Here is a 25,823-nt window from a genome sequence, read left to right as displayed (position 1 = left end):
CATCAACAGCCTCGCCAGCTACTACGGCGACCGCGTCACCGACCGCTAATCACGAACAACCACACCAGGCCACCCACAAACGATCAGACACTCCCCGCAGGTGGGCCGCCTGCTTGCTGCGGTGAGGGCGCTGCCCGGTCGAGGCCCACACCTGTATGCCTTTTTCGGGTGTATGTACTACGCCGCGATGCGTCCTGCTGAGGTTATTCACTTGCAGAAGTCCCAGTGCCGACTGCCAGCGAGTGGGTGGGGGCTCCTCAACCTGAAGGGCGGGGTGGTCACGGCGGGGAAGGAGTGGACGAATGACGGTGCAGTTCACGAGGTCCACTCACTGAAGCGACGGGCGGCCAAGGCGACGAGGCCCGTGCCCATCCCGCCTGTGCTGGTGCGCATGCTGCGCGAGCACATAGAGAGTTTCGGTGTCGCGCCCGATGGACGTCTGTTCCGCAATGCAGCGGGAAACTACGTCGATCCTTCCGCGTACGGCATCACATGGGGACGTGCGCGTGAGGCCGCACTGACTCTCGATGAACACGCCCTTGAGCTTGCGAAACGCCCCTACGACCTGCGCCACGCAGGAATCTCATTCTGGCTTGCCTCCGGTGTCGACCCGGCAGAGTGTGCGCGCCGCGCCGGACAAAGCATCCAGGTTCTCTTCCGCTACTACGCCAAGTTTCTGGCCGAGGCACGGAACCATGCCAACAGCCTGATCGAGGAGTCGATGCGAAGGTGGGTGGGGCAGGACGGCAGTGCAGAGGACGCATGAACCGAGCCTTGGCCCGGAAATGCCCCGGAGTAGCTGGTCAGAGGTGGGATAGCAGTGGGACATATCAGGAGTTACTCTGTACTTCACCCCGTGGCTTAGATGCAGGCCGGGAAGGGCGCCTGTCAGGTGAAATGCCTGGTCAGGCGCCCTTTTTTGGCGTCTAGAAGAAGCCCAGCCTCTTCGGCGAGTACGACACCAGAAGATTCTTCGTCTGCTGGTGGTACATGAGTCCAACTGCTCCTGAGCTGCAGAAATGAGTGAGGTTGCCTGGCTGAGAGCGAAGTTGGCCCGTTCCTGGTCCGGATCTTGGTGGGCGAGGACCTTCGTCCAGAGCCGGAGGACCTGCGCGTCAGTGCGTCGGAAGTCCCCGGCATCGGGACTGTCCCCGTGGGTGCGGAGATGGCCCTTGGTGGATCAGTGGTCCGACGGTCGGTTACACGGTGAGTTCCTTGGTGATGCGGTCGAGCATGAAGGCCGAGGATTCGTGGGCGCGTTCTTCCCAGGCGAAGACGCAGGCGGTGGCCACGCCGTCGAAGTTCAGCTCGCGGAGGGTGCCGAAGAAGGCGTCCCAGTCGACCTCGCCCTGGTCGATGTCGAGGTGCTGGTGGATGGGGCGGTGGTGCCGGGCGGGTTGAGGATGTAGCGCAGGCCGCTGGAGCCCTTGTGGTTGAAGGAGTCGGCGATGTGCACATGCTGGAGCTTGTCGCCGGCGTAGCGCATCATCGCGGCGATGTCCGCGCCTATCTCCGAGGCTCCGGAGAGGTGGAAGGAGTGCGGGGCGCAGTAGAGGTAGGTCACCCACGGCTTGTTGATGGCGCGGACGAGGTCGACGGCGGGGGTGTTCTCCTCGCAGAAGTCGTCGGGGTGTGCCTCCAGGTTGAGGGCGATGCCCTCTCGTTCGAAGACCGAGAGCAGGTCCTCCAGTGAGCGCCAGAAGGCGGCTTCGCTCGCGGCGGCGTGTTCGGGGCGGCCGTTGAACTCCGAGTTCATCAGGGGGCATTCGAGGTCGGCGGTGATCTCGATCATCCGCTTCCAGTAGCGTACGGCGGTCTGTCGCTCGGTCTCGTCGGGCGAAGACCACTTGTACAGCGGGAGTACGGAGGACAGCTTCACCCCGTGCGTGCGCAGGGAGTTCTTCAACTCGGCGATGCGCTGGTCGTCCGCCCGCGGCTGCAGGGAGAACGGCATGAAGTCGTCGCGGGGTGACAACTCGATGTATTCGTAGCCGAGTTCGGCGACCGTGCCCACCATCTCGTCGATGGGTAGGGCGCGGAACATGTAGGGGTCGAGGGCGATCTTCACGCGGCGCCTCCGTAGAAGGCGGGTCGGGGCTTGAGGTCGGTGGCGATGACGTGGCCCGATTCCAGGGCTTCGACGGTGGCGCTGGTGATGACGGTGGCCGCGTAGCCGTACCAGGCCGAGGGGCCGGTGGGTTCGTTGCCGGCGGCGATCCCCGATCCACTCGCGGAACTCGGTGTTGAAGGCGTCCGCGAAGCGGCCCACCCAGTCGGTGAGCACCTCCGTGCTGTGCTGCCCCGCGCTGCGCACTCCTACCGCGGCCGGGTCGGGCAAGCGGACGAGCCCCTTCTCGCCCACTGCCTCGCACTGGATGTCGTAGCCGTATTGGCAGTTGACGAAGACCTCCAGGTCGATGCGGACGCCCTTGGCGGTCTCGAAGAGCATGATCTGTGGGTCCTTGAGGTGGGCGAACCGCTTGCTTGTGGCGCGCGGGGTGATCACCTGGGTGGAGACGATCTCGTCGTCGAGCAGCCAGCGCAGTACGTCCACCTCGTGCACGGCCGTGTCCAGGGCGGCCATGTCGGATGTGTACGACTCGGGGACGGTCGGGTTGCGGTGGACGCAGTGCACGAGCAGCGGCTCGCCGGTGCGGCCGGAGTGGATGATTTGCTTCAACTGCCGGTATCCGGCGTCGTATCGACGCATGAAGCCGACCTGGACCAGGCGGCGGCCGTGTGCCGTCTCGGCCTCGATGATCCGCAGGAAGTCCTCGGCGGTGGTGGCCAGCGGCTTCTCGCAGAAGACCGGTTTCCCGGCGGCTATCGCGGTCAGCACGTGCTCGGCGTGGGTCGGGCCCCAGGACGTCACGAGGACCGCGTCGACGTCGTCCGCCGCGATCACGGCGGCGCCGTCGGGCAGCACCCGGGCGCCGACCGGTGTCGCGGCTGCCTCCGCGCGGGCCGCATCGATGTCGGTGACCGCGGTGACGCGGGCGCCTGTGACGGTGTCGGTGAGGTGCCGGATGTGCTCCTTGCCGATCCAGCCGGCGCCGACGACTCCTACACGTACGGTCATGGTCAATTCCTTCAGGAATGAGGGGTGTTCAGGAGAAGCGCGCCCGGAGTTCGGCTTCGAGGGTTTCGAGGGTGCGGCCCTTGGTCTCCGGGACGTAGAGCTTGACGAAGGTGAGCGAGAAGACGCCCGCTACCACGAAGAGGAAGAAGGTGTTGGAGACCCCGATCCCGTCGACCAGGGACGGGAAGACCAGCCCGATCACGAAGTTGGTCAGCCACAGCACCACCGCCGCGACACCCATCCCGAATCCACGCATCCGCATCGGGAAGATCTCCAAGAGCATCAGCCAGGTCACCGGAGAGATCGCGCCCTGCTGGAAGGCGAGGAAGGTGACGGTCATGGCGAGTACGGCGAAGGCCCGGGCATCGCCCGACGGGAGCAGCAGGGAGAAGATTCCGATGAGCAACAGGGCTGCTGTCGTACCGATCTGACCGGTCGCGCATTTGCTGGTCAGTGAGGGGTTGTGCCGGTTATCGATCTCGGTGCTCCATGGTGGTCGGAGGCGGGTTCTGGCGGGGCTGATGCTGACCCAATGCTAATTTTGGTGATGGGACGTCAGGTCACCGGAATCGGTCGGGTGGGTAGGTGGCAGGAACTCCGTGGAAAGTATCGACCTTGTAGCGGTGAAGGTCACGGGCTGGGACGCTCAGGGGCGTGCCTGTCTGCCTGGGACTGCACCGAGAAGGGGATGGCGTTTCACTCCGGTCGTCGAAGAGCCGGATGTGGTGCGCGAGCGCGCCGGTGTGCGCGGGACTGGCTGCGCCTCGGACCGTCGCCCATGGGGGCTCCAGCGACTTGTCGGGCTGGTCGGGGTCGAGCTGGGTCATGGTGGAGGAAAGGCCGACGCTGATGGAGCTGCCGCCCCCTCATCGGTGGCCGTCCGTCCTGGACGACGGTGGAGAAGGCGTGCATCCTTCGCTGCTGATTATCCGATCGGCGAAACGCGTGGACAATCCGAGCGGTAGTGTCGCTGCCGCAGGCGGGTCTGTTCTCTGACGAACTCCGTCCGCGGTTCACGGTGCGGCAATGCGACATCTCCAGGCGGGGGACAGCGGTTGAAGCGGATGGTGCGCGATGATTCCTGAACGCTGCAAGGTCGAGCAGTTCTTCGGTGAATGGGACGCCCGGGTGGAGCACGTCGCGTGCGCCTCGGACGTCGACGGGCTGTCGATGCGCGAACTGCTGCAGCTCGCCGACCCCGAGTCGATGGCGCTGTGGGAAGGGCTCGATCTCGGTTATACGGACGCGCTCGGACACCCGTTGCTGCGTGAAGCGATCACAGAGCAGTACGCACGCATGACGGCCGCGGAGATCACCGTCTGCGGTGGCGGCGCAGCCGAGGCGATCTTCCTGCTCGCGAACGTCCTGTTGGAGCCGGGCGATCATGCGCTCGTCGTCTGGCCCGCCTTCGAATCGCTGTTCCGTATAGCGCCGGCCCTTGGCGCGACGGCAACGCCGATCGAACTCGACGCGGAGAACGGCTGGAGACTGGACCTCGACGCCGTTCGTCAGGCGTTGCGCCCCAACACCCGTGCCCTGTTCGTGAACTTCCCGCACAATCCGACCGGTGCGCTGCCGACCCGTCATGAGTTCGAGCAACTGCTCGCACTCGCGCGGGAGGCGGGAATCACCGTCGTGTCGGACGAGGTGTACCGCGGTCTCGAGCACGACCCCGATGCAATGCTGCCCGCGGCCTGCGACGTGGACGAGCAGGCGGTGAGCATCGGTGTCATGTCCAAGGCCTACGGGTTGGCTGGACTGCGCGTCGGGTGGCTGGCCACCCGCAACAAGAGGATCACCGATGCCGCCCGCGTCCTCAAGGACTACACCACCGTGTGCGCCGCCGCACCGGCCGAGATCCTGGCGCTCATCGCCCTGCGCGCCGGGCCTCGGCTGATCGAGCGCAGCCGCCAGATCATCCTTTCGAACCTGCCGATCGGCGAGTCCTTCTTCACCGAGCACAGCGACGCGTTCGAATGGGCCGCGCCCAAAGCTGGTCCCATGGCGTTCCCGCGCCTGCGCCTGCCGGTCCCGGTCGACGAGTTCGTCGCGGACCTCGCGCGCGAGAAGGGCGTCCTGTTCCTGCCGGACACCATCTTCGACATGACCGACAACCGGCTGCGGCTGGGTCTGGGCCGTAGCTCGCTGCCCACCGCGCTCGAGCGCGTCGATGACTACCTTGCCTCGAGAGCTGTGCCCACGGGGTCGTGACAGTCCGCGATCACAGTCCGGAGACGGTGTCGGCGCTGCCCACGGGCTGCTGCTGCACGTTTTCTGGTCACGTCCATCGGACTGCTGTCGTCGGGGAGGACGAGGCCACCGCCGCGCAGCATCCCGGCGATCTCGCCGGGCTCGGGCCGATACCCGATGACCTTCACCCGGTCGTCGGGGTGGTCGACGTGGTGCAGCCGCCCATCGCGGTCGTACCGCACCAGCGTCGGGCAGGCCATGGAGCGCGGCGGACGCAGCCGGGCGACCAGTGCGTCGAGCGGCACGTCCTGGTGCGCGGCGGCGAACAGCGAGGCCGCCCGGACGGACGCGTACGCGCACCGGCGCCATGGTCCGATGAAGAGTTCGAGTGCTCGCGTGTCGAAGACGATGTGGTGCACCGTCAGCAGGACAGCGACGGGACGGTTGTCGCAGGCCACCATCCGCAGCAGCAGCGGGAGTTGGGACAGACCCGCTTCAGCCTTGGCACCACACTGAGATACGCTCGGTCGGGCCGATGAGCGGACACGTCGTTCTGCCCGCCCGCCGAGAAAACCCGTCACGGTAGGGAACATTTGAGTATGTCGCTGCCCACCCCCTCGTTGCAGACCTCCCGCCTTCGACTGCGTGCCTTCGAAGACTCGGACGCGAACGACCTTTTCGCCCTGCAGAGCAACGCCTACGTGCTGCGCTACTGGGACGGTCCACCGTGGACCGAACGCGCGCGCGCCGAGAAGTTCATCACCCGTTGCCGAGAGATGGAAAGGGAGGGCACCGGGGCGCGGCTGGCCGTGGATCGTGTCTCCGACGGGGCGTTCATCGGCTGGTGCAGCCTGAACAGGTGGAATCCGGACTTCCGCAGCGCGTCGCTGGGCTACTGCTTCGACGATGCGGCGTGGGGCCACGGCTACGCGACCGAGGCCGCGCGCGCTCTGCTGCGGTGGGCATTCGACACGCTGGACCTGAATCGCGTCCAGGCTGAGACCGATACGCGCAACGTGGCATCTGCCCGCGTGCTGGAGAAGGTCGGCTTCGTGCGCGAAGGGACGTTGCGGGAAGACTGCGTCGTCAACGGCGATGTCTCTGACTCGTGGGTCTTCGGGCTGCTCAGGCGGGAGTGGCGGCCGCCGTCCGAGGTGGACAGCCCGGCGAGGGCGACGGCGCGGACGGGCTCCGGCGGGTAGGCGCAGCCGGCGGCGAAGGCCAGGTCCAGGCTCCGGCAGGTTCAGTCCGGCCCACAACAGCTTCGCCCACACGTCGTCGGCGATCACGCGCGGATCCGGGCCGGTCGGTGCGGGTCATCCGCAGACAGCCGGTCCTGCTCTCGGGCTCCACCGGTTCGCCGGGCCGCCCGGCCGGGACGCGTTCGACGTGGTCGCCGACGCTCACCCGGTCGATCGCGGCGACCGGGCCCGAGCCGATGGTCGCAGCAGGCGTGACGAACCCGAGCCGGGCCACGGCCAGATGGCCGCGGCGGACGCCGGCCGCACTGCCGCCCTCCGAGCGACAGCCGGCAGGTCGCCGAGGCACACCGGTCCTCGGTTCCGACGCCGTGCAGCCCGGTGCACTCCGTCGGCAGATATCCCCAGGCCAGGGCGTAGGGGCGAGTGCCCTTGTCGAGCCAACCGTCCCTCGGCTGGCGGACGGCGCGATCCAGGAGCACGGCCTCGCGACCACCGGCGGCCGGGTCTCCACGACCGGTGTCGGCGGTTCGTCCAGGGCGGTGGCACCGGCTGGCTGGACCGCGCCTTCGGCCTCGCCGTCGACAACCTGCTCGGCGTCGAGCGGCTGTGCGGCGCCCTGATCGTCTACGCGGCTCCTGCGCGCCGGTGCCGATCAGGCTCGTCAGTCCTCGACGGTCCAATGCCGGAACGCCGTGCCCGACCGCCCACCGCCCATCAGCACCAAGCCGATCGCGCCGATCGCGAAACGCCGCTGGTGACGCAAATCCTCAGGCTGCCGGCGCAGGGCAACCCGGGCCTCCTGCAGCGGTATCGTCGATCACTGAGCCGTACCAGAGCAAACCCGATGTCTGCCATACGACACCTCGGCCGTGCTCAGGGCAGCGCTCGGCACATCGCGTCGCCGATGATCTCGCCGATCAGAACGGCTGTGTTCGCGGGACCGCGTAGTGGGGCGTCGGGCAGGATCGAGGTGTCCGCGACGCGCAGCGCGGCGATGCCGTGGACTCGCCCGTACTGGTCGACCGCGGCGTGCTCGGGTTCGTCGGCCGGGCCCATCGGCACTGTTCCGCAGGTGTGCTGTGCGGTCCCGAGGTGCTCGGCGATCCAGCGGTCGAGCTCGACGGCGTGACCGGGGACCTCTGTGCCAGGAAAGGTGGGCCCGGGCCGTCCGAGAGCGGTCATCGGGCTCGCGGTGAGAACGGAGGCCGCGGCCGTGACGGCCGCTCGCATCCGCACGCGCTCTTCGGGCCCGGCGAGGTACCCGAGGTCGACGTGGGGGAGGCTCCCGGGATCCGCGGACACGAGCCGCAGGCGACCTGACCGACGTGGCGCTTGGGCCGCCACCATGAACGGCAGCGCCTCGCCCGCGGTGCCGGTCCGGCCGCCCGTCAGGCCGGCCATCGGGACCAGGGACTGCAGGATCTCGACATCTCCGGGGCCGTCAGGAGCGCCGAACTCGCCGACGCCGGATGCCAGGTGCAGGCATCCGCCGAGCCAGTTCTCCCGCGGATCCGGGAGGTTCCGCATCGGCGTCCAGTCCAGAACGACCTGCGGGTGGTCGCTCAGCGCGGCGCCGACCGCCGGGGCGTCGTGCACCACCGGTATACCGATCCGCGTCAGGTCGGCTTGGGGGCCTATGCCGGACAGAAGAAGCAGGTGGGCCGATGCCAGGGCGCCGGCGCACAGTACGACCTCACCGGCGTGCAGTTCGCTTCCGTCCGCGAGCACGACCCCGGTGGCGCGGCTGCCAGTGATGCTCACCCGGACCACGGCGGTGTCGCCGCGCACACTGAGGTTGGGGCGGGAGCGGACCTGTGGAGTCAGGTAGTTGAGGGCTGTGTTGCTTCGTATCCCGGCCACCGAGTTGGAGGGGACCGGGCCGATGCCGGGCGGCGCGGCGGGGTTGTTCTTGTCGGGGTCCTGCTGATGGCCGTCGGCGCGGGCGGCGTCGTGGAAGGCAGCGGCTGCGGGATGCTCCCAGTCGGTGCGCGCGACGCGGACCGGGCCGTCGCCGCCGTGCAGGGGCCCGGCGCCGAAGTCGAGGTCGGTCTCCACGGCGCGCAGCGACGGCAGAACGCGATCGTAGGCCCAGACGGGGTTCCCGGCGGCAGCCCAGCGGTCGAAGTCCTGGCGTCGGGCACGTATGAAGTACCCGCCGTTGACGGTCGTGGAGCCGCCGAGGATCCGGCCGCGCACCACCGCCCACGGGCGCTCAGGGGTGAGGTGCACGCCGTGGAGAATGGTGCCGGGTTGGTCCGGCCGTGCGCCCGGGACGAGCCGGGCGTCGAGCAGGTCGGCGCCGAAGTCCGCAGCGGACTGTGGGGCCGGGCCCGCCTCCAGAAGCAGGACGTCGCGTTCGGGGTCCTCGCTGAGCCGGGCGGCCAAGACCGCGCCGGCCGCGCCGCCGCCGACGATGAGTACGTCGGGGCGACGGTCCGGAGGCAGGGGCGGACGGAGAGTCGGACTCATCGTCGGCGCAGGTCACCGAGTGGAACAGTGGGATCGGCCAGTATCTGCTCCACCCGCACGGCCAAATCCGCTCCGTACGGCGCCAGGGCACTCTCCTCGGAGATCTCCGAGATGATCTCGATCCCGTCGCTGTGTTCCTCGACGGTCACCAACGCCGGATTCGGCATGCGCTCGCGCGTCAGAGCCACCGGAGCGGCCGCGGCGCCGAACAAGGTCCCCGGGCTCTCGAGGGCGTAGTCGAACGCGAGGAAAATGGCCGGACGCTGGCGGTACCGACGCTCCTGCAACACCTGATACAGGCCGGAGACGGTGTCGGCGCCGACCACGAGCTGCCGCTGCACGTCTCTGGTCACGTCCATCAGAGTGCTGTCGTCGGGGAGTTCGACGATCACCGGCAGCAGGTCCACGCAGAAGCCGATGAGCGGCTTCCCGTGACTGAAAACAGGCTGTCTGGTCCGGTGGGCCATGACGATCGCCCGCGGGGCGGCCATGAGCAGCGATGAGGCCACCGCCACCGCCGACAACGCCGCCGTGTGCATCGTGGACCTGCTTGAACGCGACAACGCGCGCAGGTCCGCGAGGCAGCTCTGCGGGAGGTTGTCGAAGCGGGTGACCGGCGTGAAGGGCTTGGTGCCGTCGAGCATGCGGCCCGACGACTGCCAGACCCTGTCGAACCTCGGCCGCCACAGCGCGCCGTTCGCCTCGAACCGCGCGTCCTCCTCGCTGCGCTTCGACCGCGCGAACTCCAGGAAGCGGCCCGGCTCGCGCACGGAGCCGTCCTCGCCACTCCCCAGGTAGAAGGACGACAGCTCTTCCCACAAGACCTCGAACGACCAGCCGTCGACGACCGCATGCGGCGCGGTGGCCTGGAGGTAGGCGGCCTCAGTCGTCTGTATGAGCTGGAACTGGAACAGCGAGGGGGACGCCATGTCCACCGGCCGTTGCCCGAACCGGGACAGAAGTGCCTCGACCTCGCCCGGCGCGGTGTCGTGCAGAGTGGTGGTGGACAGCGTCGGAACGGCGTGTTCGACGCAGTTCTGGGCGGTGCCGTCCTCTTCGAACCCGATCCGCAGCGCCTCGTGCCGTCGAGCGACCTGGTCGATGGCCCGCGCCAGCCGGTCCGCGTCGATGACGCCCTCGACCCGACGTACGTCGGACATCCCGTAGGAAGCGGCGCGATCGCCGCCCAGCTCGCTGCTCATCCAGAGCAGCTTCTGGCCGTCGGTGAGCGGAGCCTGCCCGACGGTCGGTGCCTGCCCGACGGGAGCCGGTGCGCGTGGCGCGGGGACGGGCGCGATCGTCGCCTTGTCTTCTGCCCACAGGCCCTGCGCGGCCACCTCGGCCGCGGTGTCGGCGACGGCCTCCACGACGCGGGCCCGATCCGCGTCGTCGTGCGCGGCGCTGAGGAAGCACGTGCGCCCCTCCCACACGTATACGCCGCGACTGAGCAGGCCCAGAAAGAAGACGTTCTCCGACCGTTCGGATCCGTTGACGTTGATACGGAACAGAGAAGAGAAGTGGTCGACGTCGATCGGATAGCCCTTCGCCTCGGCGTGGAGGTTGATCTCCCTGGCCAGATCGGCTGTTCGCTCGGTGAGGGTGTTCTGCAGCAGGGGAGATTCCTTCCTCAGGTATCCGATCACGTGCTGCGCCACGGCCATGGCCATCGGTTGCTTGCTGAACGTGCCGGAGAACACCATGCTCGGGCGCTGCGGCAACCCGGCGTCGCCCTGCCGCCATCGCCCGCCGTCGATGGGCGCCATGAACTCCGCGTCGCCGGCGATGACCCCGATGGGCATGCCGCCGCCGATGACCTTGCCGTACGTCGCGAGGTCCGGATGGACGCCGAAATACCCGGCCGCGCCGGCGGGGTGGCAGCGGAATCCGGTGATGATCTCGTCGAAGATCAGCACGGCGCCTTGCGCGCTGGTCAGGGTGCGGAGCTGCCGCAGCAGCTCTGCGGGCTGATACCCGGGGCGCCGGCTCTGGACCGGTTCGACCAGCACCGCCGCCAGTTGTTCGCCGTAGGACTCCAGGATCGGGATCGCGGTCTCGTCGTACGGCAGGATGATGACGTCCTGGACCATCCCGGCCGTCGTGCCCCGGCCGAGGGTCGTCGCCTCGCCTCGCAGCCCGCCTGCCTGCGGTGCCACCAACACGCCGTCGAACGTGCCGTGGAAGGAACCGGCGAACACCGCGATCAGGTCCCTGCCGGTCTTCGCACGAGCCGCCCGCACGGCGCCCATGACGGCCTCGGTCCCCGAGGAGGCGAAAGCCACCCGGTCGACCCCGGTCAGTGCCGCGATGCCGCGGGCGACGTCGCCGGCGGTCGAGGACTGCGGGCCGAGCAACAAGTCGGAGGCCTCGAACGTGCGCAGCGCCTCCTTCACCGGATCGGACGCGTGTCCCAGCAGGGTGACACCGAAGCCCATGCACAGGTCGAGATATTCGCGGCCGTCCACGTCGAAGAAATGGGAGCCCTCGCCACGGACACCGACCACCGGGTAGCTCACCTCTCGGCGGCCGGTGCGCAGCGAGAACACCAGGTTCCGCTGGTCCGCCAGGGTGAAGCGGTCCTCTTCGGTGACCCGTTTGGACACCGGGGTCCGCCGGGCCCACTCGAGTTCTTCCTCCGAATGCAGCGCGGCGGTCCGGTCGAGGGCGCGGGCCGGCGCGGGCTGCTGCGGGACGGAGGCGGTGACTCGTGCGGGACGCGGATCCGGCGCGGCCGGCACGACCGACCCGGTCGTCGGGGCCGGCGGCGCGACGTCCGCCAGGAACTCGGCCAGGCTCGCGGACGAATCCCTGTCGAAGAACAGCAGCTGCTGGTCGATGTCGGTCTGGAACTCGGTCGACAAGGCGTCGGCGAGCTGAATCAGCAGGAACGAGTCGTACCCGAGGTCGATGAAGGACGCTTCGGGCTTCACGTCTTCCTGAGTGCCTCCGACGAGCTGCGCGACGATCCGGCGTACGCGCGTCTCGATATCGGCCCGGTCGGCCGACGACACACGGGTGCTCGCAGCCGGCGCCGTGGCCGGAGCTGCGGTGGCCGCCGCCGTCGCAACCGGGGCTGTGATCGGAGCCGCGGTCGCGGTCGCAGTCGGCGACGCGATCGGGGCCGCCGACTCTGCCGACGGCTGCGGGCGGTCGGAGCCCAGCGGCGGGTGTGCTGCGGTCTGTACGGGCCGGCGCTGCTCCTCGGCACCTCGGTCGAAAGCGTAGGTGGGGGCGTGCACGACGACCGTGGCTGTGCCGGGAGCATCGGCCGCGCCGGTCTTGGACTCGGCCGCCAGGACGCCATTCTGCCCGGCCGTCCAGGCCGTCGCCAGCAGTCGCGCGCGGGAGACCGCGTCGTAGCCCGCCTGTCCGGCGGTGGTCATGGCCTGGGCGTCCGCGCCGAACACCGCTTCGGCGAACGGGGTGATGCCCGCACTCGAATCCAGGACGTAGGCCAGGGTTGTGCCGTTCTCACGAAGCGCTCTCATGGCGTCGCCGAAACGAACCGTGCGGACCAGGTGGCTCGCCCAGAATGCGGGGTCCCGAGCAGTCTGTTCGTCGAGCCAGTCGCCCGTCGTCGGCGACATCACCGGCAGCGTCGGGGGCCGCAGGTCGATCTTGGCCCACGTCGCGGCGTACTCCTCGACGAAGGGCTCCAGGGTCGTGCTGTGGAACGGGTGCGCGACGGGAACCCGGACCGAGGCGATGCCGGCGGCGCGCAGCTCGGCGGCGAGCGCTTCGATCGCCGCCAGCTCGCCGCTGAACATGCAGTCCTTGGTGCCGGGCACGATCGCCAGCGACACACCGGCGCCGAGATACCGGCCGGCCGAGGCTTCGGGCAGCCGCGCCCGGATCATCGCGCCCGGGGGAGCGTCGGCCAGGATGCGGGCGCGCTCGGTGATGGCTTCGGCGGCCTCGGCCAGGGTGAGCACCCCGCCGACGACGCCCGCGGCGACCTCGCCCAGGCTGTATCCGCACAGGGACCGGGGCTGGATGCCGTCGGCGAGCAGCGACCTGGCGACTGTCACGGATCGGACGAGCATGGCGAGCTCGGAGATCCGTGGGGCGGACTCGCTCCCGGGCTGTCCGGTGAGACAGTCGCGCACCGGCTGCCGGTCGTCGGCCGGCAGGCTCGCCAGTGCCTCCGAGAACACGTCGGCGAATCCGTCGATCTCTGCATATGCGCCGGTCAGGTCACCGAGCGCGGTCCCGTTGCCGGGGACGACGAAGACGCTGTCGTGCCCCCGCTTCGCCCGCCGGGTTCCCGTCCGCCAGGAGTCGAGCCGCTCACCGCGTTTGACGAGGACGAGCGCCTGCCGGTGGGCGAGCACGCGCCTGCCTGTGGTCATCGTGTGGGCGAGCCTGCCCAGGCTCTCCGGGTTCGCCTCGGCGAACTCCACCAAGCGGTCCGCGGTGTCTACGGCGCTGCGCGCGGACGCGGCGCTGACCGGGACGACGAAGACACCGTCGTCCGCTCCGTCGAGCGTCCGGACCGTCGGCGCCTGCTCAAGGACGACGTGCGCGTTGGTTCCGCCGACACCCATCGAGCTCACTCCGGCTCGTCGCGGATGCTGTCCGTCTTCCCACGGGCCGGCGTCACCGGGCACGAAGAATCTGGAGCCGGCCTGCGTGATCTGCGGATTGAGCTGGACGAAGTTCGCCACCGGGGGAATCCGCCCGGAGCTGACGACCAGCGCGGCCTTGATCAGTCCGAAGACGCCCGACGCGGCGCCCAGGTGGCCGACGTTCGCCTTGACCGCGCCGATCGCGCACCGCGCGCCGTCGGAGCCGAGCGCGCGTTCCAGAGCCTGCCATTCGACGACGTCCCCGACCTCGGTGCCGGTTCCGTGCGCCTCCACATATCCGATGTCGCGCTTGTCCACGTCCGCAGCGGCCAGCGCCGCGCTGATGACCAGGCTCTGCTGGTTCACGCTGGGCGCGGTGAACCCGGCCTTGCGCTTTCCGTCGTTGTTGATGGCGCTGCCGCGGATGACGGCGTGAATGGCGTCACCGGCGTCGAGCGCGTCGTCGAGGCGTTTGATCACCACCGCGCCGGCCCCGCTCGCGGTGAGGGTGCCGCCGGCGGAGACGTCGAACGGCCGGCAGCTGCCGTCAGAGGACCAGATGCTGCCCGGCTGGTGGTAGTAGCCCGCCCGGTGCGGCGCCTCGATGTTCACACCTCCGGCCAGGGCCACGTGGGAATCACCCGACAGCACGCTCTGGCAGGCGAGGTGCACGGCGACCAGCGAGCTGGAACACGCACTCTGGACCGTCATCGACGGACCACGGAAGTCGAGCGCGTAGGCGATCCGCGTGGCCAGGAAGTCGTGGTCCAGCAACGATACCCAGTTGAGTGCTTCCGAGGACTTCAGGGGCCTGCCGACGTGACCGAATCTCGCGTCGTCGAGGTGCTTCAGGACCGTGATCGGCGATGCGGCCCCGCCGGCGGCGAACAACCCGATGCGACCGGGATGGCGCAGCGGGTCGCAGCCGGCGTCCTCCAGCGCCTCCAGGACGACTTCCATCATCACGCGGTGATTGACGTTGATGACGTCGGCCTCCCCGGAGGGGACGCCGAAAGCCGCACTGTCGAACTTGTCGTAGTCCTGCAGCGGAGCGGCAACGGGCACATACGGGTTTCTCACCTCCGCCGGGAGGCTGATCGCTTCCTGCTGCCGGTCCTGCTCGCTGACCGTGACCATTCCCGTCGAGCCGGCCTCGACGTTGGCCCACAGCGCGCGATAGTCGGTCGCTCCAGGACCTCGACACGCCATGCCGACGATGGCCAGCGACTCACGCATCTGTTCCCTCTTTCCTTCGGACCGCATCGGCACGGGTTCACGCCTTGTGCGGCAGCAGGACGGACGGCGACCCGGCACGCCGCGCGCACGCCGGGGCGGCGGCGGTCGACCTGCCGCCGAGTGCCGTCCGCAGCGGGTGGGCGTCCCGCGGTACCAGGTCGCCTGCGATGATCGTCGTCAGTTGACGGTCCCGATGAGCCTGCACACATTGCGCGCGGTGCGAGCCTGGAAGAAGTCACGCAGCCGCACCCGCACTCCGAGCTCTTCGCGGATCTGCGCCAAGATCTTCAGCGAGTCCAGGGACGTGAGGCCGAGGGCGAACAGTTCGTCGTCGATCGAGCACGGGACGTCGAGGATCTTGCGCACGATGACCATCACCGTCCTCTCGACGTCGGTCAGAGCGCTGTCGTCGTCCACTTCCACGATGGGGACCTGCACGGGTCGGACGAGCACCGCGAGTGCCGCGACGTCCACCTTGCCGCGTTCGGTCAACGGCAGCGTGTCCACCCGCTTGACCAGGGCCGGCACCTGATAGCCGGGCAGTTCGCCCGCGAGGTGTTCCCGCAGGCTCGCCTCGACCGCGGCTTCCTCCTCGCCGCTGCCCCCGACGTAGCAGGCGGCCAGCAGGGGCTGGGCGGAATCCGGGTGCACGAAGGCAACCGACTGCGCGACAGCCGGGTGGCGGTTCAGGACCGAGGAGATCTCGGTCAGCTCGATCCGGCGACCATTGATCTTGACCTGGTCGTCCGTCCGTCCCAGGAAGCTGTATCCGCCCTGGGGCAGTGCCTTTGCGAGGTCGCCGGTCCGGAACATCCGCGACCCGGGCGGGCCGGACGGGTTCGGAACGAATCGCTCGGCGGTCGTCCTCGGATCGTTCATGTACCCGCGCGCGACGCCCGCCCCGCTCACGTACAGGTACGCCGACTCGCCGTCGACCGCCGGGTCGAGATCGGCGTTCTGGTAGAGGTGGACCTCCACCCCTGGCAGGGCCTGGCCGATCGGCGGCTCGAGGAATTCGTCGCTGAGCAGCCGGCCTCCGGTCGCCGCGATCGTCGTCTCTGTGGGGCCGTACTGCACCACGACGGCACGGCTGTCCGAGGCGAGCTTGCGGACGACGCCGTTTGGCACCGCCTCGCCGCCGATGAAGGCGAGCCGCACGGAGGAGTCAGCCGGCACGAACCCGGCGCCGAGAACGCCCGAGTACCAGGAAGGCACGCCGCTCAGGACGGTGACTCCATGGGCCGCGATGCAGTCGATGTGGTCCTGCGGCGAACCGTCCGGCGCGATGATGAGTTCGGCGCCCACCGCGAGCAGGAGGACGGGCCGCAGTGCGGCGTCGAACGACGGATCGGCCGACAGCAGCACACGCAGGTCGCCGTCGCCGGGTATCTCCGGCTGCTTCACCAGGTCCAGGAGATACTGCGCGTAGTTGTGCAGCGCGGCGAACTCGACACCGACGGCCAGGGGCGTCCCCGTTGATCCGGAAGTACCGATGACATAGGCGAGGTTGCGCTCGGTCGCGCTGTTGTCCGGTGAGTGTTCGCGACTTTCGGTCAGCGGCCTGACCCGGAGCCCGGACTCGCCCTGCATGGCGACATGCGCGTCAGCCTCGGCCGACTCCTCCAGGACGAAGGCGGCCGTCTCGGCGAGCAGCTGACGCCTGCCCTCGGGCCACTCCGCGTCGACCGGCAGGTACGCCGCCCCGGACATCCAGATGGCGAGCATCGCGATGATCTGATTGCCGCCTCTCGGCAGTGTCGTGGCCACCACGTCCTCCGGGCCGACGCCCTGCGCGCGCAGCAGATCGCACAGGCCGGTCACGGCCGCGGTCAGACCGCCGTAGTCCAGGGTGCCAACGCCGACGCGCACCGCGGGCCGGCCCGGCTCGCGGGCGGCGATGTCCTTGATGCGTTCGAGCACGAAATCAGTCACGAGGGCAGACCTCTCCAAGGTCGAGTGATGTCCTTGACGGGAAGACCGCAGACCATTGTCTTGAGGACGAACGGCCCATGCGCGTGCGGGTTCGTCTTTGCGCGAGTGTCCGAACTGCCTCCCGATTTCCCCTCGTTGCCCTCGACACCCTTGACGAGGGTCGCGGGTCGCGTCAAGGGGATCTTGTGAAATGGTCTGTGACAAGCGGCAGAGGCTTGATTACGGCATCTTTTGCCAGTCAGGCCAGGCTTTTGCGATAACCCCGGCTATTCGCCGACGGTGAGCTCGATCTGATCGTTCATCAGTGAAAGGTGCCCTGAGCTGTAAGGATGCGTTTGCCGAGACCGTTTCCGCTGCAGAGACAGGACACCTTTCGGATGGCGGAGCGTACCGGGAGCGACCGGCGGCTGCCTGTGGTCACTGCATCTCCGAGGCCGAACAACTCCAGGTTCACCACCAGGGCTTGTTCGCGTCAGCCGCATCCGATTCCATCCTCTCTCGCACGCTCGCCGCACTGGACGAGGCCACGCTCGCGAAGATCGCGGGAGTCCGCGCGCGGGTACGGCGGCACGTGTGGTCGCTGCTGCACCTGCGGCCGGGCTGCTTCCCTCGCCCAGGGGTGGCGGGCAAGCGGCTGACCGGGTGGATCGTCATCGACATCGACGCCACGATCATCACTGCCGCGTCCAAGAAGCAGGAATCGGCGGTGACGTTCAAGAAGACGTGGGGCTTTCATCCCCTGGCTGCCTGGTGCGCGAACACGTCCAAGTACCTGGCCGTGCTGTTGCGCGAGGGCAACGCCGGCAGCAACACCCTCGCCGACCACATCCGGGTTCTGACTGACGCACTCGCGCAGGTCCTCGGCTCCCCGAGCGCGAAGCTGCCCGAGAGCGAAATGCGGCTGATCGTGCGGCGGGTCAAGCCGTCCGGCCGGCGGCTCAAGAAGCTCACCCCATTCGACATCAGGACGGGCCGGCGCTACTCCGTCACCGCGACCGACATCTCCAAGATGACCCGGATCGCCGGCTCGCCCCCGCAGTGTCATACGACGGCCCACCCCAACGACCCCGAGGACATTACGGGTGAATCGTCAAAGCGATCAGCGATCATCACCTGTTGAAGAATCGAGGATAACGGCGGGGTCTCGCAGTTCCCTGATCCACTCGGTGCCACGAACGACTCCTTCTACGCCCGCACTCACTGAAGTCGGCTCAGCCCAGGCGGCACCTGGACCGAACGCCTCCCGCGCATCAAGGTCGCGCGGAGACGGGCCGGGTTCTACGTTCTTGGGATTCCAGGTTCGTCACCGGTGGTTGCCCGAGCTTCCTCGCCCAGCGCCGCCAGGTCCTCGGCGAGACCGCCGCCGACCACGTGGTGCGGGCACCCGCGCAGCCGAGTGGGTCGCCGGTTCTTTCTCGGGTGGCGCACCTGTGGCGTGTCGGCTGCGAAGCCCGACCGGCACGACCGGGTATCTCGTGTCGCGTCAAGGAACCGCGCAGGCCCCATACCACCGCTTCGCGGGAAAGCCGAGGCTAAGGACTGTCCCGTAATCCCCGGCGGGCGCACGACGACAGCTACGGCACCTCGCCGCGTTGTCGGATCGCCCGCATACGCCCAGTATGAGGACGACCCTCCGCCTTGCGATGTACCGCATCTGACGCCGCGCGCTGATCCACCGGGGATTACGGGACAGCCCTTAGCCGGCAGCGGAGAGGTCACGAGCGTCCATCGACTGTCGCAGACTCTTGGGTCGCATGTCGGTCCAGACCTCGGCGATGTAGTCCAAGCAGTCGCTCTTGCTCCCCGTCTTGCCGACCGCGTGCCAGCCGGCCGGCAGCGACCTGCCGTCGAGCCAGATCGAGTACTGCTCCTCGTCGTTGGTCACGACCGAGTACGCCCGGTTGTCCTCAGCACCCTCGTTCACGCTCACCCCTCGTGTACTTCCGGCGATCGATCAGGATCAGCCTAGGTCGTGGCGAGGAATGTCTCAAGGGTCGTCTGAACAGGTGCTGATTCAGGCTGGATCCGCACCCTGACACGGCCGTGGTGGAGATCGCGACGGGGTAGTAACGTACAAGCCCATGGGGCAGGTTGAGGCGATCACTCTCGACGAGATGTACGACCCCGGGGGCGTCGACGCGGTGGACCGGGCGCTCAACCGCAGCTACAACCCGCGAAGCAGTCGTCTGATGTTCGCCATCATCGACGATCTCGACATCGGGCCCGCCGATGTCGTGCTCGACATTGGCGGTCGCCACGCGTCGCATTCGCTCGCGCTGGCCGAGATGTTCGGATGTCGCGTCGTCTGCGTGGACCCGGTGGACAGCAACAACGATCGTGCGCGGACGGCTGTGGCCGAGCATGCCGCCGGATCGCGCGTGTCGATCAGGCCTGGCGTCATGGAAGACACCCCCGGCTCCGAGGGCGAGTTCGACCTCATCTTCAGTCACGACATGTTCTTCCACGTGGTGGATGCCGACCGGGCACTCGCCGAGGGCCACCGTGTCCTCAAACCCGGCGGGCACCTGCTGGTGTACCAGTCGTTCGCCACCGATCTGCTGGAGCCGGGTGAGCGGGCTCGCCTCTACGCCGACTTGGCAGTCGTTCCCGAGCGAATGGAGACGGACGACTTCGAGAAGCGGGCATTGGAGGCCGGCTTCACCATCGAGATGGTCGATGTCGTCGGCTCCGAGTTCCGCGAAGCGTCCGAGGAAGACGGCACGAACCTGACGTCCCGTCAACTCTTATACGCCGCACGACTGTTGCGGGAGTCCGCGGTGCTGCGAGCTGAGCTGGGCGACTCCGATTACCGCGTCGAGCTTGGCAACGCGCTCTGGGGTGTCTACCAGATGATCGGAAAGCTGGAACCCCGGATCTACTTGCTTCGCAAGCCCAGGGCGTCGAACGCCGAACGTCTCCAGGAGGGTCCGGCTCACCCGCCGTCGGCTGTCACACACCGGGCCGATCCAATGCGAGAGCCGAGATGAAAGCGATGAACGAACCTTCTACGTGTTCGAGTTGACGGCACGGAGCCGCCGACGGTCGACCTTGCGGCAGTGTCCCACGGGGGAATCCGGGCGACGTTGGACTGGCCGGCAGGGCACAGATCCGAGATCGGCGTCACCCTGACCGGGCACGGCGCGCTGTACTTCCCAGGGGCCGGCATCGCGGACCGCGAGGACTTCGCCCGATCCGCGACATCGTGTTCGACGAGAACGCGCCGTACCGGGCGAATTCAACACCGCGTACCGACTACGGATCGGGAGTCTGCTCCTCGACCGATCTGCCTCCGGCCGGATCTGTTCGGTCCGCAGGATGCCGTCGAACCATGTGCATCGCACGGCGTTGCGTGCGCAATAGTCCTCCACGTCCGACTCGCGATCGGAGCCGAAAGCGGTCGTCCACCGCAGTTTTGTATGGGTAGGTGCTGGTGGTCTCCGGAGGCGCGGAGGGACTGGCGGCGATGACCAGGGCGAAGCCGGTTCCGCCGGAGCCGGGTTCGTCGGAGGGGGCCGCGGCCCCGGTTTTTGATGATGCGCCGGTGATCAACGATTCTGGGGACCGTAACCGTACTGCCGGCCGGCTGGCTGGCTGATTTCCTACCCCCGAATCCATCGTGACGATCCGATGCCGCCCATGGGGTCCCAGGTCGCGTGGCGATCGCTGCGGTCGGCGTGATCGTGGGCGGCGTCGGCGATGTCGCGTCTTGTCTGTTCGACGACCCGATGTCGTTGCCCGCAGCGGTCGCGGCGGCCGACCGTGCCGGTGTTAGCGTGACGCCGCGGAAGCCGCGCCTGGAACGGGCGCGATCGGCGGAGTGGAGATGCCGTGGCGCAGCAGACGATCCGAAGCGGGCGTCCGCGCGTCGCGTCGCACGCCGAGCTCGAGCGGGTGGGGTTCGCCCTGTTCGAGCGGCAGGGCTTCGAATACACCACCATCGACCACATTGCCGCGGCGGCCGGGATCGGCCGGCGGACGTTCTTCCGGTACTTCGCCTCGAAGAATGACCTGGTCTGGGGTGAGTTCGAGGAGCGGTTGGTCCGGCTGCGCTCGCTGCTGGCCGCCGTGGCCGACGACGTGCCGGTCATGGAGGCGCTGCGCGAGGTAGTGACGGAGTTCAACCGTTTCGACAGCGCAGTCGTGCCCTGGCACCGCCGGCGCATGCACCTGATCCTGCGTGTACCCGCGCTGCGCGCCCACTCGACGCTGCGCTACGCCTCGTGGCAGATGGCGATCTCCGAGTTCGTGGCGGCGCGCGAAGGCGTGCCGGTGACCGCGGCCTCGCCGCGGTTGATCGGCCATCTCGCGCTGGCCGCCGCCGTCACCGCCTACGAGCTGTGGCTCGACGACGAGTCCGCCGACTTGGCGGAGCTGTTGGACGGCGTCTTCCGGCGGCTTGAGGAAGGCTTCCGCAGTTGAGGTAGCAGGGACGCGGCCGACCGTCCCCGTAGGGCCGACAGCCACACCCCGCTTCCGTAGGCGACGTCGTCGAGACGGTGCGCGAGCCAGTAGCGGGGGAAGTCCAGGTCGATCCGGCTGGTCGCGTACTCCAGTACGGTGTCCGCCACGGCCGCGACCACGACAGCGCGGCGTACCCGACGGGAGACCAGACAGCCGACGGCGGTGGCCGGCCACCAGTGCCGGGTGATCAGGGCACCGGTCTGCAGCAGTGAGCCGACCGCGCCACCGGCGGTGAGCCGCACACCGAGGCTTGCCGATTCCTCGACGTCGAGCTTGCCGGAGATCCGTGCTGCGGTCACCGTGAAGACGGCCGCCGCCACCGGCGCCGACCAGCGGCGCTGAGCGAGTACGGCGACCGTCAGCGCCGCGCTCCACGGCGCCAGGATCGCCGGGGCGACCGACCGGGGATGGCGTACGGCCAGCGGGTGCGCCCCGGTGCCGTAGTCCAGCTTTCGCACGAACCATGCGCCGAACCGGGCGCGGTGTTCGTGTGCTGCGACGACCGACGGTTCGAACCGCACCCGCCAGCCGCCAGCGACCATCCGCCATCCGAGATCGACGTCCTCACCGACCCGCATGCTCTCGTCGAATCCGTCGCCGAGCGCGTCGACCCGCGCGACCAGACAAGCGGAGGAGACCCAGGAGACATACGATCCGGGCTGGACCGACGCGGGTCTGGCACCCAGGTCCAGCGAGCCGCGGGCGTTCTCGTAGCGTCCGATCCAGCTCTGCGAGGACGGCGTCCGGAGCCCGGTGACGCGCGGTACCGCCACCGCGGTACGCGGGTCGTTGAAGTGCTTGAGCAGCGTCGGCACCGTGTCCTTGTCGAGTACGACATCGGAGTCCACGAACGCGACGAACGGCGTGCGGACCAGCCGCAGGCCGGCGTTGCGGGCCCCGGCCGGGCCGACGTTGTGCGGCAGGGCGACGTACCGCGCGCCGTGCCGGCGGGTGACCGTGGCGATCGCGGCCTGGTCGGCGGAGGCGTCGTCCACGACGATGACCTCGTGGCCCGCGCCCAGGCCGGCCAGCAGCCGGTCGAGCTGCCGCGGCCGGTCGCGCACCGGGATGACGTAGGTGCAGCGGGGGTCCGGGTGCGGCGGGAGCTCGGCGGTGTACGGGTGAGCGATCGCGAGTTCGAGCAGCCGGTCGGCGAGTGCGGCGCCGGCCGCGTCGCGCACCCGCACCGTCCGGCCCTGGAGGATCTTCCGGGCCCGCGGGGTCAGCCGTACCAGACGTGTGACGGGGGCCCCGCCGAGCAGGGCGCGGCCGCCGTCGACGACGCGGGTCTTGGCGTCCAGGACGACGACGAATCCTTCGGGCAGGGTCATGCGGACTCACTCAGGCGTCCACGACTGTCCGGCGCGAAGGCGGTGACCCGGCGGACCGTGTCGTCGACCAGCACGTCCAGCAGGGCGCGGCCCTCCTGCTCCCCGGCGCCGGCCGGGTCGCCGAGCACGCCGTTCGGGGCGACGGACCGGACGCCGCTCTCGACCAGGTGCGGCATGAGCACGGGCAGGGGGCGGGTGTCGCCGGCGGCCGCGGCCGACAGGCGGACCTCGTCCGGGGCCAGGTGCAGCATCACGGAGGTCTCGGACCGGCCGGCGTGCGCGTCGCCGGGGAACACGCAGGGCGTCCAGGCGACGTGATGGCCCTGCTCCCGCAGCGTCGAGACGGCCTCGTCCAGGGTCCGGACGTTGCCGCCGTGGCCGTTGACGAAGACCACCCGCCACGCCCACAGCGCCAGCGAGCGCATCGTTTCGATGAGCACCGTCCGCAGCGCCTCGTGCCCGATGGAGATCGTGCCGGGGAAGTCCGCGTGCTCGCCGCTGTTGCCGTAGGCGATCGCGGGTGCGACCACGGCCCGCCCGGGCAGGCGGGCCGCCACCCGTTCGGCGACGGCGCGGGCGATGACCGTGTCGGTCGTGAGCGGCAGGTGCGGGCCGTGCTGCTCGGTGGACCCGACCGGCACCAGGACGAGAGCGTCGGCTGTCGGTACCTCCGGCCACACGGCGCGGCTCAGCGAGGCGTTCAAAGCGGGGCCCCGGCCGAGCGCGTGAAGCCCTCCGGGATCACCAGATCGCCGGGATGCAACGCGCCGACCGACGCGTGTCCCAGACCCAGGACCGCCGAGTCAAGGCCGCCGCGCATGATGTCCAGGACGTTCCCGACGCCGGCCTCGCCGTTCGCGGCCAGGCCCCACAGGTACGCCCGGCCGATCAGCACCGCCCGCGCACCGAGGGCCAAGGCCTTGGCCACGTCGCCGCCGCGCCGGATCCCGCCGTCGAGCAGCACCTCGATCTGCTCGCCGACGGCCTCGGCGATCGCCGGCAGCAGCCGGATCGTCGCCGGGGTGGTGTCGAGGTTGTTGCCGCCGTGATTCGAGACCGACAGCGCGGTGACGCCCGCGTCGACCGCGCGCCGGGCGTCGTCGACCCGGCTCACGCCCTTCAGGAGGAACGGGCCGCCCCATTCCTTCGCGAGCCAGGCGATGTCCTCCCAGGTAGGTGGGGGAGTGTCCATCCACTCGCGGTACGCACCGAAGAACGTCGGGACGGTGCCGTCGGGCCGTCGCATGTTCGGGGTGGTCAGGTCAGGGACCCGGCGTGTCCGCGCGAACTGCCACAGCCAGCCCGGGTGCGAGAGCACATCGGGAGCCAGCTTCAGCATGGTCTTGGGGTCGATGCGCTCCGGGATCGTGGGGCTGCCCCAGTCGCGGCCGTGCGAGAACGACCAGTCCGGCGTCGCGATGAGCGCCTTGCATCCGGCGGCCCGGGCTCGCTCCATGCGCCCTACAATCGCGTCGCGGTCGCCGCTCCAGTAGATCTGGAACGCGGTGTTCGGATTGGCCGCGACCACTTCTTCGACGCCCATGGAGGCGAACGAACTCAGTCCCATGATCACGCCGTGCCCGGCCGCGGCGCCGGCCACCGCGACCTCACCGCCGGGATGCACACCCTGTGCGCCGACCGGCGAGATCAGCACCGGCATCGCCGTTGTCATCCCCAGCACCGTCGTGGTCAGATCGCGGACGGCGTGCTGGCCCACCACCCGGGGCGCGAATCCGAGCTCTGCGAAGGCGCGGACGTTGTCCGTCAGGGTGCTGCCGCGCTCGGATCCGGCCAGCAGCGCGCCGTAGACCGAGTACGGAAGACGTTTCCTGGCCCGGCGCTGCGCCTCGGCGACGGTCTCGAACCACGGATTGCGGAACATCAACGCACCTGCGCCCCGGCCAGCGGCGACTCGTCGCACGGGCTCGCCGGCGGGCGCGACCGGGAAATGGTGACCGGCACCGGGCGCGAGGCGGCGGTGCGGTGCGAGTGGTCGCCGGAGGGTTTGGGGACGTCGCGCCGATCGGCCGGCAGCGACTCGCCATGGCTCTGCACGCACTCGGGATCCGGCCCGTCCAGAGGCAGGCCGGTGAAGAACTTGGCGGCCATGCATCCGCCCTTGCAGGTGTCGTAGAACGAGCACGAAGTGCAGGCTCCGCCCTGCTGCGGTTCGCGCAGGCCGAGGAACAGCTCCGAGTGTCGCCAGACCTCGGCGAATCCGCCTTCGCCTCGGACGTTGCCGGCAAGGAACTCATCGTGGATGGCGAAGGGGCAGGCGTACACGTCGCCGACCGGATCGATCAGGCACACCACCCGCCCGGCACCGCACAGGTTGAGTCCCGGAAGCGCGCCGCCGAACGCGGACAGGTGGAAGAAGGAGTCGCCGGTGAGCACGGTCTCGCCGTGGGCCACCAGCCAGTCGTAGAGCTCGCGCTGTTGATCGGGCAGCGGGTGCAACTCGTCCCAGACGTCGGCGCCGCGGCCGGAGGGACGCAGCCGGGTCAGCCGCAGCTGGGCGCCGTACCGGTCGGCGATCTCCCGGAAGGCGTCCAGCTGCGGGATGTTGTGGCGGGTGCACACCACCGACAGCTTGAAGTTCTTCATGCCCGCGTCGGCCAGATGGGCCATGGCGCGCAGGGCCGTGTCGTAGGAGCCGTGCCCGCGGACCGCATCGTTCACCTCCGCGGTCGCGCCGTCCAGCGAGATCTGCACGTCGACGTAGTCGTTGGCGGCCAGGCGCCGGGCGAACTGCGGGGTGATCCGGACCCCGTTGGTCGAGAACTTCACGCCCACGTGGTGGGCGGTGGCGTAGTCGAGGAGTTCCCAGAAGTCGGGGCGTACGGTCGGCTCGCCGCCGCCGACGTTGACGTAGAAGACCTGCATGGCCTCCAACTCGTCGATGACGGCCTTGGCTTCGGCGGTGCTGAGCTCCCGCGGGTCACGCCGTCCCGAGCTGGACAGGCAGTGCGTGCAGGACAGGTTGCAGGCGTACGTCAGCTCCCACGTCAGGCAGATCGGGGCCTCGAGGCCGTGTTCGAACAGATCCACCAGACGTTCGGACTTCACCGTCATGGGTCCGGGTGCCTTTCGGTCAGCATGTGGGAACGTGCGAGCACCGCCAGCGCCCGGGTGTACCGCAGCATGTCGTCCTCGCTGACGCCGACGGCCCGGCAGGCGGCGCGGGCTGTGGGCGCGGTCGCGAGCGCCTGCACGACGGAGAGCAGCCCGCGGTCCTTCAGGAAGGACAGCCGCCGGGTGCCGAAGTGGTACAGCAGCGCGCCGAAAGGCTCGGGCCGCACCGAGACCTGGGGGTGCAGGTCCCATGCGCGATCCAGGTCGAAAACCGATGCGGTGGGCATGG

16 protein-coding genes and 4 pseudogenes are annotated in these 25,823 nt (G+C 69.1%); 7 read left to right on the top strand and 13 right to left on the bottom strand.

Going from position 1 to position 25,823, the window contains the following annotated elements; translation table 11 throughout:
* Nucleotides 1-364 precede the first annotated feature (364 nt).
* Nucleotides 365-766, top strand: coding sequence for a hypothetical protein (locus ACZ4O3_RS13130; protein WP_467722178.1), 402 nt, complete (start codon nucleotides 365-367; stop codon nucleotides 764-766).
* 433 nt (nucleotides 767-1,199) lie between these two features.
* Here the strand turns inward: ACZ4O3_RS13130 and ACZ4O3_RS13125 are convergent.
* From ACZ4O3_RS13125 to ACZ4O3_RS13115, 3 pseudogenes are all read right to left on the bottom strand, one after another.
* A pseudogene (locus tag ACZ4O3_RS13125) lies at nucleotides 1,200-2,068 on the bottom strand (sugar phosphate isomerase/epimerase family protein).
* Nucleotides 2,065-3,079 (bottom strand): annotated as a pseudogene (locus tag ACZ4O3_RS13120) (Gfo/Idh/MocA family oxidoreductase). Before ACZ4O3_RS13120 ends, ACZ4O3_RS13125 begins: the two co-directional pseudogenes overlap by 4 nt.
* Nucleotides 3,080-3,107: 28 nt before the next feature.
* Nucleotides 3,108-3,515 (bottom strand): annotated as a pseudogene (locus tag ACZ4O3_RS13115) (MFS transporter); the annotation flags it as partial.
* 638 nt (nucleotides 3,516-4,153) lie between these two features.
* Here ACZ4O3_RS13115 and ACZ4O3_RS13110 point away from each other — a divergent pair.
* The gene (locus tag ACZ4O3_RS13110) at nucleotides 4,154-5,290 is read left to right on the top strand and encodes an aminotransferase class I/II-fold pyridoxal phosphate-dependent enzyme (protein ID WP_362719620.1); all 1,137 of its coding nucleotides are present in this window, start codon (nucleotides 4,154-4,156) and stop codon (nucleotides 5,288-5,290) included.
* Here ACZ4O3_RS13110 and ACZ4O3_RS13105 read toward each other — a convergent pair.
* The gene (locus ACZ4O3_RS13105) at nucleotides 5,254-5,730 is read right to left on the bottom strand and encodes a hypothetical protein (protein WP_362719617.1); all 477 of its coding nucleotides are present in this window, start codon (nucleotides 5,728-5,730) and stop codon (nucleotides 5,254-5,256) included. The two genes, ACZ4O3_RS13110 and ACZ4O3_RS13105, sit on opposite strands and share 37 nt — an antisense overlap.
* Nucleotides 5,731-5,868: 138 nt before the next feature.
* On the opposite strand from ACZ4O3_RS13105, the gene ACZ4O3_RS13100 reads away from it, so the two are divergent.
* Together ACZ4O3_RS13100 and ACZ4O3_RS13095 are read left to right on the top strand one after the other, a co-directional pair.
* Entirely contained in the window at nucleotides 5,869-6,471 is a 603-nt protein-coding gene (locus tag ACZ4O3_RS13100; RefSeq protein WP_362719614.1) for a GNAT family N-acetyltransferase, read from the top strand.
* A 458-nt stretch (nucleotides 6,472-6,929) separates the two neighbouring features.
* Nucleotides 6,930-7,072: pseudogene (locus ACZ4O3_RS13095) on the top strand (FAD-binding protein); the annotation flags it as partial.
* A gap of 272 nt (nucleotides 7,073-7,344) precedes the next feature.
* Here ACZ4O3_RS13095 and ACZ4O3_RS13090 read toward each other — a convergent pair.
* The 3 genes from ACZ4O3_RS13090 to ACZ4O3_RS13080 form a co-directional block, all read right to left on the bottom strand.
* A complete protein-coding gene (locus tag ACZ4O3_RS13090; RefSeq protein ID WP_467722177.1) occupies nucleotides 7,345-8,940 on the bottom strand; it encodes a GMC family oxidoreductase N-terminal domain-containing protein in 1,596 nt (531 codons plus the stop codon).
* Nucleotides 8,937-14,738, bottom strand: coding sequence for an aminotransferase class III-fold pyridoxal phosphate-dependent enzyme (locus ACZ4O3_RS13085; protein WP_467722176.1), 5,802 nt, complete (start codon nucleotides 14,736-14,738; stop codon nucleotides 8,937-8,939). The genes ACZ4O3_RS13090 and ACZ4O3_RS13085 overlap by 4 nt, the downstream gene beginning before the upstream one ends.
* A gap of 177 nt (nucleotides 14,739-14,915) precedes the next feature.
* Nucleotides 14,916-16,670 carry a non-ribosomal peptide synthetase gene (locus ACZ4O3_RS13080; protein ID WP_362718306.1) on the bottom strand — a complete coding sequence of 585 codons (1,755 nt, stop codon included), beginning with the start codon at nucleotides 16,668-16,670 and terminating at the stop codon, nucleotides 14,916-14,918.
* Nucleotides 16,671-16,974: 304 nt separating this feature from the next.
* Here ACZ4O3_RS13080 and ACZ4O3_RS13075 point away from each other — a divergent pair, with 304 nt between their 5' ends.
* A complete protein-coding gene (locus ACZ4O3_RS13075; protein WP_362718304.1) occupies nucleotides 16,975-17,790 on the top strand; it encodes a transposase in 816 nt (271 codons plus the stop codon).
* A gap of 576 nt (nucleotides 17,791-18,366) precedes the next feature.
* Here the strand turns inward: ACZ4O3_RS13075 and ACZ4O3_RS13070 are convergent.
* Nucleotides 18,367-18,594 carry an MbtH family protein gene (locus tag ACZ4O3_RS13070; protein ID WP_362718301.1) on the bottom strand — a complete coding sequence of 76 codons (228 nt, stop codon included), beginning with the start codon at nucleotides 18,592-18,594 and terminating at the stop codon, nucleotides 18,367-18,369.
* 157 nt (nucleotides 18,595-18,751) lie between these two features.
* Here ACZ4O3_RS13070 and ACZ4O3_RS13065 point away from each other — a divergent pair, with 157 nt between their 5' ends.
* Together ACZ4O3_RS13065 and mftR are read left to right on the top strand one after the other, a co-directional pair.
* Nucleotides 18,752-19,657 carry a class I SAM-dependent methyltransferase gene (locus tag ACZ4O3_RS13065; RefSeq protein WP_362718298.1) on the top strand — a complete coding sequence of 302 codons (906 nt, stop codon included), beginning with the start codon at nucleotides 18,752-18,754 and terminating at the stop codon, nucleotides 19,655-19,657.
* An 841-nt stretch (nucleotides 19,658-20,498) separates the two neighbouring features.
* The gene (mftR, locus tag ACZ4O3_RS13060; RefSeq protein WP_362718295.1) at nucleotides 20,499-21,089 is read left to right on the top strand and encodes a mycofactocin system transcriptional regulator; all 591 of its coding nucleotides are present in this window, start codon (nucleotides 20,499-20,501) and stop codon (nucleotides 21,087-21,089) included.
* On the opposite strand, the gene mftF is transcribed toward mftR, so the two are convergent.
* From mftF to mftB, 5 genes are read right to left on the bottom strand one after another with little or no spacing between them, the layout of a single operon-like run.
* Entirely contained in the window at nucleotides 20,999-22,462 is a 1,464-nt protein-coding gene (mftF, locus tag ACZ4O3_RS13055) for a mycofactocin biosynthesis glycosyltransferase MftF (RefSeq protein ID WP_467722175.1), read from the bottom strand. The genes mftR and mftF overlap by 91 nt on opposite strands.
* Nucleotides 22,459-23,166, bottom strand: coding sequence for a mycofactocin biosynthesis peptidyl-dipeptidase MftE (gene mftE, locus ACZ4O3_RS13050; protein WP_467722174.1), 708 nt, complete (start codon nucleotides 23,164-23,166; stop codon nucleotides 22,459-22,461). The genes mftF and mftE overlap by 4 nt, the downstream gene beginning before the upstream one ends.
* Nucleotides 23,163-24,344 (bottom strand): pre-mycofactocin synthase MftD, encoded by a 1,182-nt coding sequence (gene mftD / locus ACZ4O3_RS13045; RefSeq protein ID WP_362713590.1) that lies wholly within the window; start codon nucleotides 24,342-24,344, stop codon nucleotides 23,163-23,165. The genes mftE and mftD overlap by 4 nt, the downstream gene beginning before the upstream one ends.
* Entirely contained in the window at nucleotides 24,344-25,534 is a 1,191-nt protein-coding gene (gene mftC, locus ACZ4O3_RS13040) for a mycofactocin radical SAM maturase (protein ID WP_362713592.1), read from the bottom strand. Before mftC ends, mftD begins: the two co-directional genes overlap by 1 nt.
* Nucleotides 25,531-25,821, bottom strand: coding sequence for a mycofactocin biosynthesis chaperone MftB (gene mftB / locus ACZ4O3_RS13035; RefSeq protein ID WP_362713594.1), 291 nt, complete (start codon nucleotides 25,819-25,821; stop codon nucleotides 25,531-25,533). Before mftB ends, mftC begins: the two co-directional genes overlap by 4 nt.
* Nucleotides 25,822-25,823 lie beyond the last annotated feature (2 nt).

The organism is Streptomyces sp. NPDC026515 (assembly GCF_055567595.1).
Note: the sequence above shows the minus strand (reverse complement) of the source record. Positions and strands in the feature narration are given on the sequence as shown.